The organism is Streptomyces sp. CC0208 (assembly GCF_003443735.1).
GTDB classification, from domain to species: domain Bacteria; phylum Actinomycetota; class Actinomycetes; order Streptomycetales; family Streptomycetaceae; genus Streptomyces; species Streptomyces sviceus.
Window position 1 is genome coordinate 3,240,614 of record NZ_CP031969.1, and the last position, 16,174, is coordinate 3,256,787.

At 70.6% G+C, this 16,174-nt stretch carries 14 protein-coding genes; 8 read left to right on the forward strand and 6 right to left on the reverse strand.

The genetic code is table 11. The features are described 5' to 3' along the window. Positions 1-143 precede the first annotated feature (143 nt). The 4 genes from D1369_RS14580 (at position 144) to D1369_RS14595 (ending at position 3,927) form a co-directional block, all read left to right on the forward strand. Positions 144-857, forward strand: a complete 714-nt coding sequence (locus D1369_RS14580; RefSeq protein ID WP_007384374.1) for a hemolysin III family protein — start codon at positions 144-146, stop codon at positions 855-857. 101 nt (positions 858-958) lie between these two features. Continuing rightward, a complete protein-coding gene (locus tag D1369_RS14585; RefSeq protein WP_007384373.1) occupies positions 959-2,497 on the forward strand; it encodes a DHA2 family efflux MFS transporter permease subunit in 1,539 nt (512 codons plus the stop codon). 11 nt (positions 2,498-2,508) lie between these two features. Next, on the forward strand, positions 2,509-3,135 hold the full coding sequence (locus D1369_RS14590) for a TetR family transcriptional regulator (RefSeq protein ID WP_037903619.1): 627 nt from the start codon (positions 2,509-2,511) through the stop codon (positions 3,133-3,135). A 33-nt stretch (positions 3,136-3,168) separates the two neighbouring features. Beyond that, entirely contained in the window at positions 3,169-3,927 is a 759-nt protein-coding gene (locus D1369_RS14595; protein WP_118082478.1) for a Mut7-C RNAse domain-containing protein, read from the forward strand. Here D1369_RS14595 and D1369_RS14600 read toward each other — a convergent pair. Further along, a complete protein-coding gene (locus tag D1369_RS14600) occupies positions 3,884-5,914 on the reverse strand; it encodes a thioredoxin domain-containing protein (RefSeq protein ID WP_118082479.1) in 2,031 nt (676 codons plus the stop codon). The two genes, D1369_RS14595 and D1369_RS14600, sit on opposite strands and share 44 nt — an antisense overlap. A 167-nt stretch (positions 5,915-6,081) precedes the next feature. Between D1369_RS14600 and D1369_RS14605 the strand changes: the two genes are divergently transcribed. Beyond that, positions 6,082-9,285, forward strand: coding sequence for a tetratricopeptide repeat protein (locus D1369_RS14605; RefSeq protein WP_007384369.1), 3,204 nt, complete (start codon positions 6,082-6,084; stop codon positions 9,283-9,285). A gap of 584 nt (positions 9,286-9,869) precedes the next feature. On the opposite strand, the gene D1369_RS14610 is transcribed toward D1369_RS14605, so the two are convergent. Both D1369_RS14610 and mca read right to left on the reverse strand, forming a co-directional pair. Then, on the reverse strand, positions 9,870-10,127 hold the full coding sequence (locus D1369_RS14610; RefSeq protein ID WP_007384368.1) for a hypothetical protein: 258 nt from the start codon (positions 10,125-10,127) through the stop codon (positions 9,870-9,872). Continuing rightward, positions 10,120-10,980 (reverse strand): mycothiol conjugate amidase Mca, encoded by an 861-nt coding sequence (gene mca, locus D1369_RS14615; protein WP_037901271.1) that lies wholly within the window; start codon positions 10,978-10,980, stop codon positions 10,120-10,122. Before mca ends, D1369_RS14610 begins: the two co-directional genes overlap by 8 nt. 136 nt (positions 10,981-11,116) lie before the next feature. Between mca and D1369_RS14620 the strand changes: the two genes are divergently transcribed. After that, positions 11,117-11,515, forward strand: a complete 399-nt coding sequence (locus D1369_RS14620; protein ID WP_007384366.1) for a DUF4307 domain-containing protein — start codon at positions 11,117-11,119, stop codon at positions 11,513-11,515. A gap of 167 nt (positions 11,516-11,682) precedes the next feature. After that, positions 11,683-12,183 carry a transcription elongation factor GreA gene (gene greA, locus D1369_RS14625; RefSeq protein ID WP_007384365.1) on the forward strand — a complete coding sequence of 167 codons (501 nt, stop codon included), beginning with the start codon at positions 11,683-11,685 and terminating at the stop codon, positions 12,181-12,183. A 60-nt stretch (positions 12,184-12,243) separates the two neighbouring features. On the opposite strand, the gene D1369_RS14630 is transcribed toward greA, so the two are convergent. The 3 genes from D1369_RS14630 to ilvA form a co-directional block, all read right to left on the reverse strand. Next, positions 12,244-13,101: an ABC transporter permease gene (locus tag D1369_RS14630; protein ID WP_007384364.1), complete on the reverse strand. Its 858-nt coding sequence runs from the start codon at positions 13,099-13,101 to the stop codon at positions 12,244-12,246. Then, positions 13,098-14,078, reverse strand: coding sequence for a daunorubicin resistance protein DrrA family ABC transporter ATP-binding protein (locus tag D1369_RS14635; RefSeq protein ID WP_037901269.1), 981 nt, complete (start codon positions 14,076-14,078; stop codon positions 13,098-13,100). Before D1369_RS14635 ends, D1369_RS14630 begins: the two co-directional genes overlap by 4 nt. Before the next feature lie 180 nt (positions 14,079-14,258). Beyond that, positions 14,259-15,488: a threonine ammonia-lyase gene (ilvA, locus tag D1369_RS14640; RefSeq protein ID WP_007384362.1), complete on the reverse strand. Its 1,230-nt coding sequence runs from the start codon at positions 15,486-15,488 to the stop codon at positions 14,259-14,261. 163 nt (positions 15,489-15,651) lie between these two features. On the opposite strand from ilvA, the gene D1369_RS14645 reads away from it, so the two are divergent. Further along, a complete protein-coding gene (locus D1369_RS14645) occupies positions 15,652-16,155 on the forward strand; it encodes a MarR family transcriptional regulator (protein WP_007384361.1) in 504 nt (167 codons plus the stop codon). Positions 16,156-16,174 lie beyond the last annotated feature (19 nt).

A 16,174-nucleotide genomic window follows, 5' to 3' on the forward strand; every position in this document is an offset into this window, starting at 1 on the left:
TACACAGCGCGTTTATTTGCGTGCACTTAGCGTTCAGCCGACCGTTTCTTTACTGGTCAACCCCCGTGAGATGATGGCCACTCTCGGTCGTTCCGCCGCCGTACTCATGCGTAACTTACGGCCCCGTAGGTACGATGCCGGGCATGACGCCGCCCGCCCCCGACGCCGACGCACCGTCCCTGCCTCACCAGATCAAGCAGCACGCCCACGACCTGGCCGAGCCCATCAAGCCGAAGCTGCGCGGCTGGCTCCACCTCGGCATGTTCCCGACCGCACTGATCGCGGGGCTGGTGCTCACCGCCCTCGCGGACTCCACCAGAGGCCGGATCGCCTGCGGCATCTTCGCCCTGACCGCCTGCCTGCTGTTCGGCGTCAGCGCGCTGTACCACCGGGGCACCTGGAGCCCCCGCATGGACGGCGTCCTGCGACGACTGGATCACGCCAACATCTTCCTGATCATCGCGGGCACCTACACCCCGCTGACCATGCTGCTCCTGCCGGGCAGCAAGGGGCGCCTGCTGCTGTGGGGCATCTGGGGTGCCGCGGTGGCCGGCATCCTCTTCCGGGTCTTCTGGGTCGGCGCCCCGCGCTGGCTCTACACCCCCTGCTACATCGCGATGGGCTGGGCCGCGGTCTTCTTCCTGCCCGACTTCATGCGTGCCGGCGGGGTCGCGGTCCTGGTCCTGGTCGTCACCGGCGGCCTGCTGTACAGCGCGGGCGGCGTGATCTACGGCATCAAGCGGCCGAACCCGTCACCGCGCTGGTTCGGCTTCCACGAGGTGTTCCACTCCCTGACCGTGGCCGCGTTCGCCGTCCACTACGTCGGCATCTCGCTGGTGGCGTACCAGCACACATAGACCGTTCCGCGCCGTCGAGGGCCACAGCTGCCGAGCTGTGGCCCTTTTTGCATGCCGAAGTCGATTGACAGTTCATAGCTTTTGAGAGTTACTCTCATTTCATGGAAACCATCACTCCGGACCCCCGTCGCTGGTGGGCCCTGGCCGCCCTCGTCGCGAGCATGCTGACGCTCGGCTTCGACCTGACGATCCTCAACGTGGCACTGCCGACGATGGCCGCCGACCTCGACGCCGGCACCGGCGCGCAGCAATGGATGGCGGACGCCTACGTCGTCGTCTTCGCGGCCCTGATGCTCCCCGCGGGCCTCCTCGGCGACCGGTTCGGACGGCGCCGGATGCTCATCGCGGGACTCGCGGTCTTCCTCTCCGGATCACTGGTCGGCGCACTGGCCGGCGACGTGAACGCGGTCATCGCCGCCCGCGCGCTGATGGGCGTCGGCGGCGCCCTCGTCACCCCGCTCGCGCTCTCCGTGCTGCCCACGCTCTTCGCTCCCGACGAACGCACCAAGGCCGTCGGCATCGTCTCCGCCGCCTCCGCGCTCGGCCTGCCACTCGGCCCGATCATCGGCGGCTGGCTGCTGAACCACTTCTGGTGGGGCTCGGTCTTCCTGGTCAACGTCCCCATGGCCGCGATCGGCATCGCCGCCTGCGTCTTCCTGCTCCCCGAGACCCGCGACCCCTCCTCCCCCAGGGTCGACGCCCTCTCCACCGCGCTCACCGTCACCGGCCTCGGCGCCCTCGTCTACGCGATCATCGAGGCACCCACCCGAGGCTGGGGCGACCCCCTGGTGCTCGGCATGCTCGCCGCGTCCGCCGTCCTGATCGCCGCCCTGGTGCTGCGCGAACGCCGGGTCCGGCACCCCATGCTCGACATGACCCTGCTCACCCACCGCGGCTTCCTCTTCAACACCATCGCCGCGACCCTCGTGAACTTCATCCTCTCCGGCCTGCTGTTCGTCCTCCCGCCCTTCCTCCAGGCCGTCCTCGGCCACGACGCGCTCGGCACCGGCGTCCGCCTGCTGCCGATGATGGGCGGACTGCTGGTCGCCTCCCGTCTCGCCCCCAAGGTCGTCACCCGCTTCGGCGCCCGCGCCACGGTCAGCGCCGGCCTGGTGGTCCTGGCCTTCGCCGGACTCCTGGGCAGCCGTACGACCGTGGACTCCGGCTACGGATTCGTCGCGCTGTGGCTCTCCCTCACCGGCTTCGGCTTCGGTCTCTCGCTCATCCCCGCCATGAACGGCGGCCTCAGCGCCCTGCCCCGCGACCGCGCCGGCAGCGGCTCCGGACTCCTGATGACCATGCGCCAGGTCGGCGGCGCGATCGGCATCGCCCTGCTCGGCAGCCTGCTCGCCGGCACCTTCCGGGACCGCCTCGACGTCACCGGACTGCCCGCCCAGGCCGCCGACACCGCCGGGGAGTCCGTGGTCGCCGCCCACCAGGTCGCCCAGCGCACCGGCTCGGCCGACCTGCTGGCCTCCGCGAACAGCGCCTACGTCCACGGCATGGGCGTCGTCCTGCTGGTCTGCGGCATCGCGGCCCTCGTCGCCGCACTCCTCGCGGCCGCGTTCCTGCCGGGCACACCCCGCCCGGCCGAGACCCCCACGGACCCGGACATGGCTGCCGAGGAGGCCCATGCCTGAGAATGGCACCCATGACGCCCGTACACTCCACTCCCCCCGCTGACCTCTCCCAGCTGGGACTTCGCGAGCGGAAGAAGATCAAGACCCGGACGGCGATCCGCGACGCGACGTACGCGCTGATCGAGGAACAGGGCTACGAGACCACCACGGTCGAGCAGATCGCCGAGCGCGCCGAGGTGTCGCCGTCCACGGTCTTCCGCTACTTCCCCACGAAGGAGGACATCGTCCTCACGGACGAGTACGACCCCGTCATGCTGGAGGAACTGCTCGCCCGGCCGGCGGACGAGCCGTGGATGGAGTCCGTACGGCACATCCTGCACCGCGCCCTCGACGTCTCCGAGGCGGACCACGAGGTGACCCGGCTGCGCGCCCGTCTGATGATCCAGGTCCCCGCGGTCCGCGCCCGCATGATGCAGAGCATGTCCGTCACCGGCCGACTGCTCGCCGGCGCCATCGCGGAACGCACCGGCCGGGACGCGGACGACCTGGAGGTACGGGTCCAGACGATGTCCCTGATCGGCGGTCTCACCGAGGTCTACCAGTACTGGGCGGAGAACGGCATGCGAGACGACCTGCACGCCCTCACCGACCGCGCCCTGCACGTCATGGAACACGGACTTCCCCCGAAAAAGCCCTGAGACCACCGCCCGCCCGCATGTCATCCTGACCCGGTGAGCGCACCCGAGATCCACGTCGAATTCGCCCCGGAGCTGGCCCTGTTCGTCCCGCAGGGACGCCGCCTCGGCGCCACCCCGGTCACCACCGACGGCACCTCCTCCCTCGGCCATGTCGTGGAGTCCCTCGGCGTCCCGCTCACCGAGGTCGGCACACTGCGCGTCGACGGCCACGAGGTGCCGAGGTCGTACGTCCCCGCCGCGGGCGACACCGTCGACGTCCTCCCGGTCGCCCGCCCCCAACAGGTCCCCGGCGCCCCGCTCCGCTTCCTCCTCGACGTCCACCTCGGCACCCTCGCCCGCCGACTGCGCCTGCTCGGCGTGGACACCGCCTACGAGTCCACGGACATCGGCGACCCCGCTCTCGCCACCCGCTCGGCGACCGAGAAACGCGTCATGCTCAGCCGCGACCGGGGCCTGCTGCACCGCAGGGAACTGTGGGCGGGCGCCTTCGTCTACAGCACCCGCCCCGAGGACCAGCTCCGCGACATCCTGGACCGCTTCCGCCCCGAACTACGCCCCTGGACCCGCTGCACCGCCTGCAACGGCCTGCTGCGCGAGGCCACCAAGGAGCAGGTCGCGGACCGGCTGGAGCACGGCACGGAACGCTCGTACGACGTCTTCGCCCAGTGCGACGAATGCGGCCGCCCCTACTGGAAGGGCGCACACCACGAACAGCTGGAGCAGATCGTGGCGAACGCCCTGGCGGACGCTAACCGCCCAACGCCACCCGCAACGCCTCCGCGTCGGTCGTAGGCGCGTCACACGTGAAGTGCCGGCAGACATAGGCGGTGGGGCGGCCGTCGACGAGGACCCGGTCGGCGAGCAGCGGGAATTCGCCGCTGTCCGGGGTCCCCACGGCGACGACCGCCCCCGGCGCGTTCCCCAGAAGTGCCGTACGGTGCAGGGCCTTCGTGGCCTCGTCGGCCGACGCGGGCCCCACGATCGCGACCTCCTTCGGCCCGTCCAGGAACGCCTCCGCGACCGCGAGCCCCCACCCGACGAACCGCGGCACCCGGGGCCCGAGCGCCTTCACCACCCCGAGCGCCTTCTCCGCGCCCTCGCGATGGGGCTCGGACCCGGTCTGCGCGGCATAGGACAACAGCGCCCCCGCAGCGGCCGTCCACCCGGAGGGCACCGCGTTGTCGGTCGGGTCCTGCGGCCGCCGGATCAGCCGCTCGGCGTCGGCGGCGGTGTCGAACAGCGCCCCCTCCGGCCCGGTGAACCGCGTCAGCACATGGTCGAGCAGGAACCCGGCGAAGTCGAGCCAGACCCCCTCCCCGGTCACCGACGCGAGAGCGAGGAACCCCTCGGCCACATCGGCGTAGTCCTCCAGCACACCGGCGTTGGCTCCCACCTGACCGTCCTTGCTGGTACGGGACAGCCGGGCCTGCTCGTCCAGATGCAGCCGTACGAGAAGGTCGGCGGCCCCGAGTGCGGCGTCGACCAGGTCGGGCCGGTCGAAGTAGGCACCGGTCTCGGCGAGCGCGGCGATCGCGAGCCCGTTCCAGGCGGCGACGACCTTGTCGTCCCGGCCCGGGGCAGGCCGCTGCGCCCGCGCGTCGAGCAGCCGCCGCCTGATCGACTCGACCTTCTCCGCGTCGAACACCGTGTCCTGCTGCGGAAGTTGAAGCACCGACTGCCCGTGCTCGAACGTTCCCTCCTCGGTCACACCGAAGTACTGCGCGGCAAGCTCGGCGTCCTGCTCCCCGAGCACCTCACGCAACTGCTCCGGCGTCCACACGTAGTAGGCGCCCTCGACGTGCCTGCCCGTCCCGTCGTCGCTGTCGGCATCCAGCGCGGAGGCGAACCCGCCCTCGGCGGTGCGCAGTTCCCGCACCATGAAGTCGGCGGTGTCGAGCGCGACCCGACGGGCCAGGTCGGAGCCGGTGGCCCGCCACAGGTGGGCGTAGACGCGGCACAGCAGGGCGTTGTCGTAGAGCATCTTCTCGAAGTGCGGCACGATCCAGTCCCGGTCCACGGAGTAGCGGGCGAAGCCGCCGCCGAGCTGGTCGTGGATACCGCCACGGGCCATCCGCTCGCAGGTGTCCTGCGCCATCTGAAGAGCACCCTCGGCACCGGTGCGGGCGTGGTGGCGCAACAGGAACTCCACGACCATCGACGGCGGGAACTTCGGCGCCCCGCCGAACCCGCCGCGCTGCGCGTCGTACTCCCGCGTCAGCCCGAGCAGGGCCGCGGCGAGCTGCTCCTCACCGGGCGCCTGCGAGTCGCCGTAGGAGATCTCCCGTCCGGCGAGATCCCGCACGATCTTCCCGGCGACCTCGGCGACCTCGTCCCGCCGGTCGGTCCAGGCGGCCCGCACCCCCTCCAGCACCTGCCGGAAGGAGGGCATGCCCTGGCGGGGCGAGGGCGGGAAGTAGGTGCCGAAGTAGAAGGGCTCGGCGTCCGGGGTGAGGAACACGGTCATGGGCCAGCCACCCTGCCCGGTGGCGGCCTGCACGGCCTCCATGTAGACGGCGTCGACGTCGGGGCGTTCCTCGCGGTCGACCTTGACGCTCACGAAATGCTCGTTGAGCAAGTCGGCCGTCGCCTGGTCCTCGAAGGACTCTTGGGCCATGACATGACACCAATGGCAGCTCGAATACCCCACGCTCAGCAGAACGGGTTTGTTCGTCTTCCGCGCCTCCTCGAAGGCCTCGGCCGACCAGGGCCACCAGTCGACCGGGTTGTCCGCGTGCTGGAGGAGGTAGGGGGACGTCTCGTGGGCCAGTCGGTTCGGCATGGGGTCCATCCTGCCGCAGTACCCCTCGGGTCGGGCGTCAGGCGTGTCCCGGCGGTGACGTCGGCGAACCCTCCCCGATCACGCCGAGAGCGTTCGCCCTCTCGCCCCGATGCCCCGTCCGCCGCACACTTGACCAAGAAAGCCGTTGCCGCCGGAGGGGGACTGACATGCGGGACAGCCATCGGGCGGAAGCCGAACGGCTGTTGGGGCGGGCCGTGGAGGAGGAGGTGCGGCGATCCGGCGGGCGGGTCGACGGCGCCGTACTGCTCGCGCGGGCCCGGGGATCACTGGACGCGATGGCGCAGACGGCCGCCGAGGAGTACGAGGCCTACACGTGCGCGCTGGACGAGGCGCAGGCCGGGCAGCTGACCTTCGGGCAGCGGTACGCGAAGGAGGCGTCCGGGACTCCCCTGCTGGTGGCCGCGGTCGCGGCCCTGGCCGCCGCGGTCGCCGACCTGGCGCTCGGCACCGACGCGGGCACCGCGCTGGGCGCGGGCGTGGTCGTGGGGGTCGTGGGCGCGGCGGCGACCGTGGTGAAGGTGGCCGGTTCGCATCTGCCGGCCGCGCATCACCGGGCGGGCGCGATGGGCCAGCCCGGAGGTCCGGAACAGCTGCGGCTCCAGTGGCTGACGGCGCTGGAGGTACGGGGGATCCGGCCCTTCCTCGACCAGCAGCGGGTGCTGAGCGCGTCGACCGGTCCGAAGAAGGCCGGCCCGCGACTGCGTGGCACGGACAAGAGCGCGGCGGCCCGGGGAAGGAGCGTGCTGGAGCAGTCGTTCGGTCAACTCCCGGAGCGGATCGGTGAGTTCGCGGGCCGCCGGACGGAGATGGGCCGAATACGGCAGTGGGTGCAGGCGTCGCGTGCGAGCACCGAGACCCGGCCCACGGTGGTCGTGCTGCACGGACCACCCGGCAGCGGACGTACCGCACTCGCGGTCCGGGCGGCGCACGATCTCAAGGACTACTTCCGGGGCGCCTGCGTCGTGGATCTGCGCGGCGACAACCCGGAGGAGTCGCCGCTGTCCACCCGGGACGCGCTGCTGCATCTGCTGAACCGGCTCGGCGCCCCGCGCGAGCAGTTGTTGTTCCGTGAACGTTCCTCCCCGGACCAGCAGGTCAAGCGGCTGAGCGAGCTGTACCACCAGCATCTGACCGGTCTGCCGGTGACGATCGTGCTGGACGACGCCTCGGACCCCGAGCAGGTCCGCACCCTCGTCCCCGAGCGTTCCGACAGCCTGATCCTGGTCACCACGCGCGAGCCGCTGCGTCTGCCGTCGGACCTCGCCGCCCAGGTGCACGAGCTCCCGGTCGACTCCCTGGACGCGGCGGGCGCCGAGGAGCTCCTGGACGCGGCCGCGCAGTCCGCCACCGGCCCCTACGACGCCCAGTCCGCCGACCGGATCAGGGAGCTGTGCGGCGGTCTGCCGCTGGCCCTGCGCATCGCGGGCTCGTCCCTCGGCCCCCGTTCTCCTCGCCAACTCGCCGCGGATCTGGGGGCGTACGGTCCCGTCGGACCCGTCGAACGCGCCCTGTGGCTCCGCTACACCGACCAGTCGGAGCCGGCTCGCCGGCTGCTGCGCCGGCTCGCGCTGGCCGGGCGGTCCTCGCTCGGCGCCGCCGCGGCCGCCGCGCTGCTGGCCACCGACGAGACGGAGGCGACCCGGCACCTGGTGGCGCTGGCCCGCGCGGGCCTGATCGACCACGTGCGCGGCAGCCGTTACCGCGTACACGACGTGGTCCGCGCCTTCGCCCAGGCCCGGCTGCTGGACGAGGAGGAGCCGGCCGAGCGCACGGCGGCGCAGGAACGTCTCATCGTGAACTACGCCGACCTCGCCGACTCGGTGCTGCGCCTGGTCGACGGCAACATGTCGACCCGCTCGGACCGGTTCAGCCCGCACGGCTTCACCTCTCTCGACGAGGCGCTGCGCTGGCTGGACGACGAGTCCAGCTTCATCACGGCAGCGCTGCGGCACGCGGAGGGCGTCGATCAAGGGGCGGTTCTCAACCTCCTGGGCGCGCTGTGCGACTACTGCCTGCTGCGCGGCGACCTCTACCGCCTGGGCGAGATCAGCGAGTTGGCGCAGGCGGTGGACCAGGGGCTGCTGGTCCGTTCGGTGCAGTGGCGCACGGGTATCGCCGCCCGTCAGCTGGGCGAGCTGGACAAGGCGCGCACGACGCTGACCTCGGTGGTCGACCTGTACATGGAGGCCCACCACGACGCGGGCGCCGCGCGCGCCCTGTGCTCCCTGGGCATCACCCTGCACCACCAGGGCCATCTGACGGAGGCGGCGGCGAAGCTGCAGGAGGCGCTGGCCCTCCAGTCGTCTCCCGAACTGGCCACGGACCGCGCCTGGACGATGCACGCGCTGGCGGCCGTCGAGCGTGACCGCGGCCGCGTGGCCGAGTCTCTTGACCTCCTCACCCGTTCCCTGGTCCTGCACCGCGCCGGTGAGTCCGTCCACGGCGAGGCCTGGGCCCACTTCCAGCTCGGCCAGTTGTCCCTGCGCATGGGGGACGTACCGCGGGCGGAGTCGGAGCTCAGAACGGCCCTCGACCTGTACGGCCGTACCCGCGACGCGCGTGGCGAGGCGTGGGCGCTGACCCAGCTGGCGCGGGCCCGGCTGGTGGCCGGTGACCCGTCGGCCGCGGTGGACGGTCTGCGTCAGGCGGCCTCCCTGCACCGCGACAACGAGGACGCGCGCGGTGCGGCGTGGACGGTGTACTACCTGGGCCAGGCGCTGGAGGAGACGGGCAACCTGGACCTCGCGGTCCGTGAACTGGAGCGCTCCCGCACGATGTTCTCCCGCATGCGGGACGTCTACGGTCTGGCCTGCGCCCGCCATCACTCGGCCCGTGTCACCCGTGACCAACGGGCCGCGCAGACCGGCTCGTTGCGCAACTCGGGCTTCGCGCGCCAGCTCCTGGTCGACGCCCGCGCCGACTTCCAGCGCATCGGTGTCGCCCACGGCGAGGCGTGGACCTGCCTCGAACTGGCGGTGGTGGACGCGGGCAACGGCCGTACCCCGCAGGCCCTCGCCCTGTGCGACGAGGCGGCGGCCCTGTTCGCCTCCTACGGCGACCAGCGGGGCGAGGACTGGGCCCGCTTCCTGCGCTGCACGCTGCTGCCGTACGCGGCACCGGGCGGCGTGGAGATCGGCGCCGCGGTCGCCCAGGAGGAGCTCGCGGAACTGGGCCGCCGGGAGCACGGAGCACGGGACGAGAAGCTGGACGACTACGTGGGGGCGTACGGGTTGCTGCTGGAGCGCGGGGTGAACCTGGACGCGGGATGGCAGGCCTGGCGACTGGGCATGGTCCCGAACCGGCATGCACGAGAGGTGATGGGGGTGGGGGCGGCTCCGGCGCGGGGGTGAGACGCACGGCCGTAAACCGCCACCCGCGGCGGTCTCGGTGATCCGGGGGCAGGTGCCTGTGATGCAGGGCGGGCGTGTGCCTCTGTGGTCCAGAGGCTGGGGGTCACGGTGAACCGGAGGGGGCATCTGCCTCGGTGGTCCAGAGGCCGGAGGCCACGGTGATCCGGGGGGCGCCTCGGTGACCCGGAAGGGGCGTCTCAGTGATCCGCAAGCCCGGCGCCTCGGTGACCCGCAAGCCGACGCCCCGGTGACCCGCAAGCCCGATGCCTCGGTGACCGGGAGCCCGACGTCACGGTGGACCACAAGCCAGGCACCTCAGACCCGGAAGCCTGACGTCACAGTGACCGCGAGCCCAACCTCACGGTGGACCAAAAGCCAGCCGCCTCGGCCCCCGGAAGCCAGGCGTCACAGTGAGCCGCACGCCGACGCCCCAGTGACCCGGAAACCGGGCGCCTCGGTGACCCTCACGCCGTGCCCGGGCACGCTCGGACCCGCCGCTGACGGAGTCGTCCCGTCCGCTGCTATACCCGGTCCGGGCACGGCGGATGACGGGAGAGGTGCCCCTCCCGTCCCAGTCGCGTGGTTCAGCCCTTGGCAGGCGAGGCCTTGCCGGACGGGCCCTCGGCGGTGTTCTTGCCGGAGGTCTCGTCCGGGGACTCCTGGAAGTCGACCTTGTTCATGTGCTTGCTCATGGACTTCATCAAGGCCCACACCGCCAGGGCCATCGCCGCGAAGACGATGAAGCCGAGGACGCCGGGGGTGACCTTGTCCTCGTCGACCTCCTTGGCGAGGGTCACGAAGTGCGTCATTGCCAGGCTTGCGCTTGCGCTCATGTCAGGCATTGTCGCGGATGCCCGCAAAGAGGTCGTCCTCGGGGAGGGAGGTATCGACGAGGGACTTCGCGAGCTCGTACTCCTCCGTCGGCCAGACCTCCTTCTGGAGCTCCAGCGGCACGCGGAACCAGCCGCCGTCGGGGTCGATCTGCGTGGCGTGCGCGATCAGGGCCTTGTCGCGGATCTCGAAGAACTCCGCGCACGGAATGTGCGTGGTCAGGGTGCGGTCACGCATCGGCGACTCGTCCCAGCGCTTGAGCCAGTCCCCGTACGGCGACTCCATGCCCCGCTCGATCAGCGCGTGGTGCAGCGCCTCGGTGCGGGGGCGGTTGAAGCCCTGGTTGTAGTAGAGCTTGAGCGGCTGGTAAGCCGGGCCGAACTCGGACTCGGGGAACTTCTCGGTGTCCGCCGCGCCCTCGAACGCCACCATCGAGATCTTGTGGGTCATGATGTGGTCGGGGTGCGGGTAGCCGCCGTTCTCGTCGTAGGTGGTGATCACCTGGGGACGGAACGCGCGGATCTGCTTCACCAGCTCGCCGGCCGCCTTGTCGACATCCTCCAGGGCGAAGCAGCCCTCGGGCAGCGGCGGCAGCGGGTCGCCCTCGGGCAGGCCGGAGTCGACGAAGCCGAGCCACTCCTGCCGGACGCCGAGGATCTCCCGGGCCTCGTCCATCTCCTTCTTGCGTACCTCGTGGATGTGTTCCTCGATGTACGTGTCGCCCTGGAGCTTCGGATTGAGGATGGAGCCGCGCTCCCCTCCCGTGCAGGTCACGACCAGCACGTCCACCCCCTCGGACACGTACTTCGCCATGGTGGCCGCGCCCTTGCTCGACTCGTCGTCGGGGTGGGCGTGCACGGCCATCAGTCGCAGCTGGTCAGTCAAGACTCAATCCTCGTAAGTCGGCGCCCCCGGTGTCTTCGGGCGCGAACGGCGGCTTCTATAGTGACCGAATCGGGGGACGTTTAATTCCACGGTCTTGGTTTCCCAGGAGACGATCATGAGCACGGCGAGCACGCAGCTGCCCGAGGGCCGGTACGGCCGCTCCTCGGACGAGCGTGCCGACCACAAGCTCAAGATCGTCGGCACCGTGCTCGGCGCCTTCCTGCTCGCGTTGATCGGTTACTTCGCCTACCACTACGTCGGCCAGAACAAGATCAGCGGCGAGGTGATCGCCTTCGACGCGAAGAACTCGGCGGTCGAGGTGCATCTGGAGGTCCGCAAGGACTCCGGCACCTCCGGCTACTGCACGATCCGCTCGCAGGCGGCGGACGGCTCCGAGGTGGGCCGGGCCGACTTCCGCTTCGGCGGTGACGCCACCCGCATCGACAAGGTCGTCACACTCCGTACGACGGCCCCGGGCACCACGGCCGAGCTGCTGGGCTGTCACGCCGACTGACGTCACCCCGATACGTGACCGCTGACCTGCGTCGACGTATTTCTGATGGCTTATGTCCTCCCCCTTCGGCTCCTGAATTGTTAGGCTCGTGGTTTCGCCCATCCGTGAAGGAACATTCTTCTGGGTAGGGCGATGCTTTGTATTCCCAGTACCTACGAGGAGCACCTGTGACCCAGACCAGCGAAGACGTCACCTGGCTGACCCAGGAGGCGTACACCAAGCTCAAGGAAGAGCTGGCGTACCTGTCTGGTCCCGCGCGCGAGGAAGTCACCGCGAAGATCGCGGCAGCGCGCGAGGAGGGCGACCTGCGCGAGAACGGCGGGTACCACGCGGCCAAGGAAGAGCAGGGCAAGCAGGAGCTCCGCATCCGCCAGCTGACCCAGCTCCTGGAGAAGGCCAAGGTCGGCGAGGCGCCGACGTCGACGGACGGTGCCGTGGCGCCCGGCATGGTCGTGACGATCGCCTTCGACGGTGACGAGAGCGACACGATGACCTTCCTGCTCGCCTCGCGCGAGTACGCGAGCGCGGACGTCGAGACCTACTCGCCGCAGTCCCCGCTGGGCTCCGGCGTGATCGGCCACAAGGTCGGCGAGGACGCGGAGTACGAACTGCCGAACGGCAAGAAGGCCTCCGTGACCATCCTCAAGGCCGAGCCCTACAACGGCTGACCCCCGCCGACCGTCTGTCCTCGGCGGGCCCCCGGCGCCCTCGCGGCGCCGGGGGCTCTGTCATGCGGTGGCCGAGCGGTACTTGCGGACCGCCAGCGTCCTGAACACGACGACGATCAGGACCGAGTAGATCAGCGAGGCCCAGACCGGGTGCTGCATGGGCCAGGCGGCGGAGGTGGACTGGCCCGGGTTGGCGAAGAGCACCCGGCAGGCCTGGACGGTGGCGCTGAACGGGTTCCACTCGGCGATGTGTCTGAGCCACGGGGTCATGTGGCTGGTGTCCACGAAGGCGTTCGAGATGAACGTGACCGGAAAGAGCCAGATCAGCCCGCTGGAGGTGGCCGCCTCAGGGGTGCGGACGGACATGCCGATCAGGGCGCCGATCCAGGTGAATGCGTAGCCGAGCAGGAGCAGCAGGCCGAAGGCGGCCAGCACCTTCCCGGCATTGGTGTTGCCGTCCGACCCGACGCGCCAGCCGACCAGCAGCGCGACCAGGGCGAGGACGACCAGGGTCAGGCCCGTCTGCACCAGGTCGGCGAAGGTGCGCCCGGTGAGCACCGCGCCCCGTGCCATCGGCAGGGAGCGGAAGCGGTCGATGAGGCCCTTGTGCATGTCGTCGGCGATACCCGCGCCGGAGCTGGCGGTGGCGAAGGTGACGGTCTGCGCGAAGATGCCCGCCATCAGGAAGTTCTTGTAGTCGGTCGCGCTGGTGCTGCTGCCGATCTGCATGGATCCGCCGAAGACGTAGGTGAACAGCACCACGAACATGATCGGCTGGATGAGCCCGTAGATGATCATCTCGGGGATCCGGGACATGCGGATCAGATTGCGCTTGGCGACGACCATCGAGTCCCGGAAGGACTGACTGATGGGGTTCGTGGCCGGTGCGACCCGCGCGGTGTCGGTGACGGCGCTCACTTGGTGGTCTCCTTCTTGTCGCTCTCCTCGTCCTTCGCCTCGGCCACATGTCCCGTCAGGGACAGGAAGACGTCGTCGAGGGTGGGCCGGCGCAGTCCGATGTCGTCAATCTCGATGCCCCGGGTGTCGAGCTCGCGGATGACCTCGGCGAGCAGCTTGGCACCGCCGGTGACGGGCACGGTGAGCTTGCGCATGTGGTCCTCGACCGTGGTGTCGCCCTTGCCGAAGCCGCGCAGGATCTCCGAGGCGGCCTGGATGTGGTCGCGCTCGTGCACGACGACCTCGACGCGCTCGCCGCCGGTGCGGGCCTTGAGCTGGTCGGAGGTGCCCGTGGCGATGACACGGCCGTGGTCGACGACGGCGATGTCGTGGGCGAGGTGGTCGGCCTCCTCCAGGTACTGGGTGGTCAGCAGCAGGGTCGTGCCCCCGGAGACCAGCTGTTTGATGACCTCCCACAGCAGTTGGCGGTTGCGCGGGTCGAGGCCGGTCGTGGGCTCGTCCATGAACATCACGGGCGGGGAGACCACCAGGGCGGCCGCGAGGTCGAGGCGGCGGCGCATTCCGCCGGAGTAGGTCTTGGTGGGTCGGTCGGCCGCGTCGGCGAGGTCGAACTGCTCCAGCAGCTCGGCCGCGCGGGCCTTCGCCGGCTTGGCCTTCATCTGGTAGAGCCGGCCGACCATCTGAAGGTTCTCGCGGCCGGTGAGGTATTCGTCGACCGCCGCGAACTGGCCGGACAGGCCGATGGAGCGGCGCACGGCGTCGGGGTCCTTGAGGACGTCGATGCCGGCGACGACCGCCGAGCCGCGGTCCGGCTTGAGCAGGGTCGTCAGACAGCGGACGGCTGTCGTCTTGCCCGCGCCGTTCGGTCCGAGGAGGCCCAGGACGGTGCCTTCCGGGACATCGAGGTCGACGCCGTCCAGTGCCTTTACGTCTCCGAAGGTCTTGACCAGGCCTTCGGCATAGATGGCGCCTGGCATATGAGTCTCCACGTCGTCGGGGATTCTGGGGAAAGCCTAGGTTTGCGCGGTTTCCTCCGCCCGTTCTTTTCTCCGCGGGCGGCGTGAGCGGCGACACGAGACACACCATAACGCGATGTATCGCGTCTCTCAATGGACTTGCCCGAAAGAGTGATCCTGGCTCCCGGAGGGGTCCTGACCTCAGTCGATGACCGTGTAGCCGGCCTCGCGCAGGGCTCGGCCGACCTCGGCGCAGTGCTCGGGACCCTTCGTCTCCAGGTGCAGCTCGACCTCCGCCTCCGCGAGCCCGAGCCGTGGATCGGTCCGGACGTGGCTCACGTCCAGGACATTAGCGTCGACCACTGACAACACCCCGAGAAGCGTCGCGAGGGCACCGGGCCGGTCCGTCAGCCGCAGCCGTACGGCCAGGTAGCGGCCCTGCGCGGACATGCCGTGCCGCAGGACCCGCTGGAGCAGCACCGGGTCGACGTTGCCGCCGGACAGCACGGCGACGACCGGGCCCTCGAAGGCGCCCGGGTCGCTCAGCAGAGCGGCGACCGGACTCGCCCCGGCCGGCTCGACGACCAGCTTGGCCCGCTCCAGACACAGCAGCAGCGCGGCGGACAGCTCGTCCTCGGTCACCGTGCGGACCTCGTCCACGAGTTCGCCCACGATCCCGAACGGCACGTCCCCCGGCCGCCCCACCTTCATGCCGTCGGCCATCGTCGCCGGGTTCTCGATCGACACCGGGTGCCCGGCCGCCAGCGAGGGCGGGTACGCGGCCGCGCCCGCCGCCTGCACGCCGACGATCCGCACGTCGGGCCTGAGCGCCTTCACGGCGATCGCGACCCCGGCCGCGAGTCCGCCGCCGCCGATCCCGAGGACGATCGTGCGCACCTCCGGGCACTGCTCCAGGATCTCCAGCCCGACCGTGCCCTGGCCCGCGATGACGTCCGGGTGGTCGAAGGGGTGGATGAACACCGCGCCCGTCTCGGCCGCGTACTCCTGCGCGGCGGCCAGGGTCTCGTCGACCACCTGGCCGTGCAGGCGCACCTCGGCGCCGTAGTGCCGGGTGGCGCTGATCTTGGGCAGCGGGGCGCCCTTGGGCATGAACACGGTGGAGCGCACGCCGAGCAGCGTGGACGCCAGTGCCACGCCCTGTGCGTGGTTCCCGGCACTCGCGGCCACCACACCCGCGGCCCGCTCCTCGGGCAGCAGTCCGGCGATCCGGACGTACGCGCCGCGGAGTTTGAACGACCCCGTCCGCTGGAGGTTCTCGCACTTGAAGTGCACCGGCGCGCCCACCAGCTGACTCAGATGGCGGCTGCCCTCCATCGCGGTCGTCCGCGCCACGCCCGACAGCATCTTCTGCGCGCCGCGCACGTCGTCGAGCGTCACCGGCGGCACGGGGTGGGCCTTGCGGTAGTTCATGACTCAAGTCTCGCAGTTCACACGCGCGTGTTCGCGCTGTGACCAACGTCCGAGACGGGTTTGCGCAGCGCCGGTACGGCCCGCCCCCCGGCCGCGTACTCTGTCCCCCAATCCAGCTCCCCCTTCATGAAGTGAGCCTCCGGCCATGCCCACAACACCTGGAATGTCGATGGACATGACGACCGTCGGTGACACCGGTCTTCTCGACACCCTGCAGCACGAGGTGGCGGTCTTCGCCCGTCGTGCCGAACAGACCCGGCTCGGCGGGGTGGGGCAGGTGCGCAACTCCATGGACCGCGCCGCGTACCTGCTGCTCAACCGGCTCGACAAGGAAGGACCGATGGGCGTCAAGGCGCTCGCGGCGAGCATGGGCATCGACTCGTCGACGGTCACCCGTCAGGTGGCGCCGCTCGTCGACACCGGCCTGGTCAAGCGCACCTCGCACCCCGAGGACGGCCGCGCGGTGGTCCTCCAGCTGTCCCCGCGCGGGCAGTCCCGGCTGGAGGAAGTGCGCTCCTCCCGGCGTCAGTTGATGGCCGAGCTGACACACGACTGGGCGCCGGAGGAGCGCGAGGCGTTCTGCACGCTCCTCACACGCTTCAACACCGCCCTCTCCTCCCGGATGGCGGTCCAGGGCGTTCCGGCACCGGAGGCGCAGCCCTCCTAGACACGCGTCCTCCCCAGGT

Coding starts and splice junctions, on each gene's coding strand:
- D1369_RS14605 (WP_007384369.1), top strand. CDS start 6,082: ATGCGGGACAGCCATCGGGCGGAAGCCGAACGGCTGTTGGGGCGGGCC.
- D1369_RS14620 (WP_007384366.1), top strand. CDS start 11,117: ATGAGCACGGCGAGCACGCAGCTGCCCGAGGGCCGGTACGGCCGCTCC.
- D1369_RS14590 (WP_037903619.1), top strand. CDS start 2,509: ATGACGCCCGTACACTCCACTCCCCCCGCTGACCTCTCCCAGCTGGGA.
- D1369_RS14600 (WP_118082479.1), bottom strand. CDS start 5,914: ATGCCGAACCGACTGGCCCACGAGACGTCCCCCTACCTCCTCCAGCAC.
- D1369_RS14585 (WP_007384373.1), top strand. CDS start 959: ATGGAAACCATCACTCCGGACCCCCGTCGCTGGTGGGCCCTGGCCGCC.
- D1369_RS14645 (WP_007384361.1), top strand. CDS start 15,652: ATGTCGATGGACATGACGACCGTCGGTGACACCGGTCTTCTCGACACC.
- mca (WP_037901271.1), bottom strand. CDS start 10,980: ATGGCCGTGCACGCCCACCCCGACGACGAGTCGAGCAAGGGCGCGGCC.
- D1369_RS14580 (WP_007384374.1), top strand. CDS start 144: ATGACGCCGCCCGCCCCCGACGCCGACGCACCGTCCCTGCCTCACCAG.
- D1369_RS14635 (WP_037901269.1), bottom strand. CDS start 14,078: ATGCCAGGCGCCATCTATGCCGAAGGCCTGGTCAAGACCTTCGGAGAC.
- D1369_RS14610 (WP_007384368.1), bottom strand. CDS start 10,127: ATGCCTGACATGAGCGCAAGCGCAAGCCTGGCAATGACGCACTTCGTG.
- ilvA (WP_007384362.1), bottom strand. CDS start 15,488: ATGAACTACCGCAAGGCCCACCCCGTGCCGCCGGTGACGCTCGACGAC.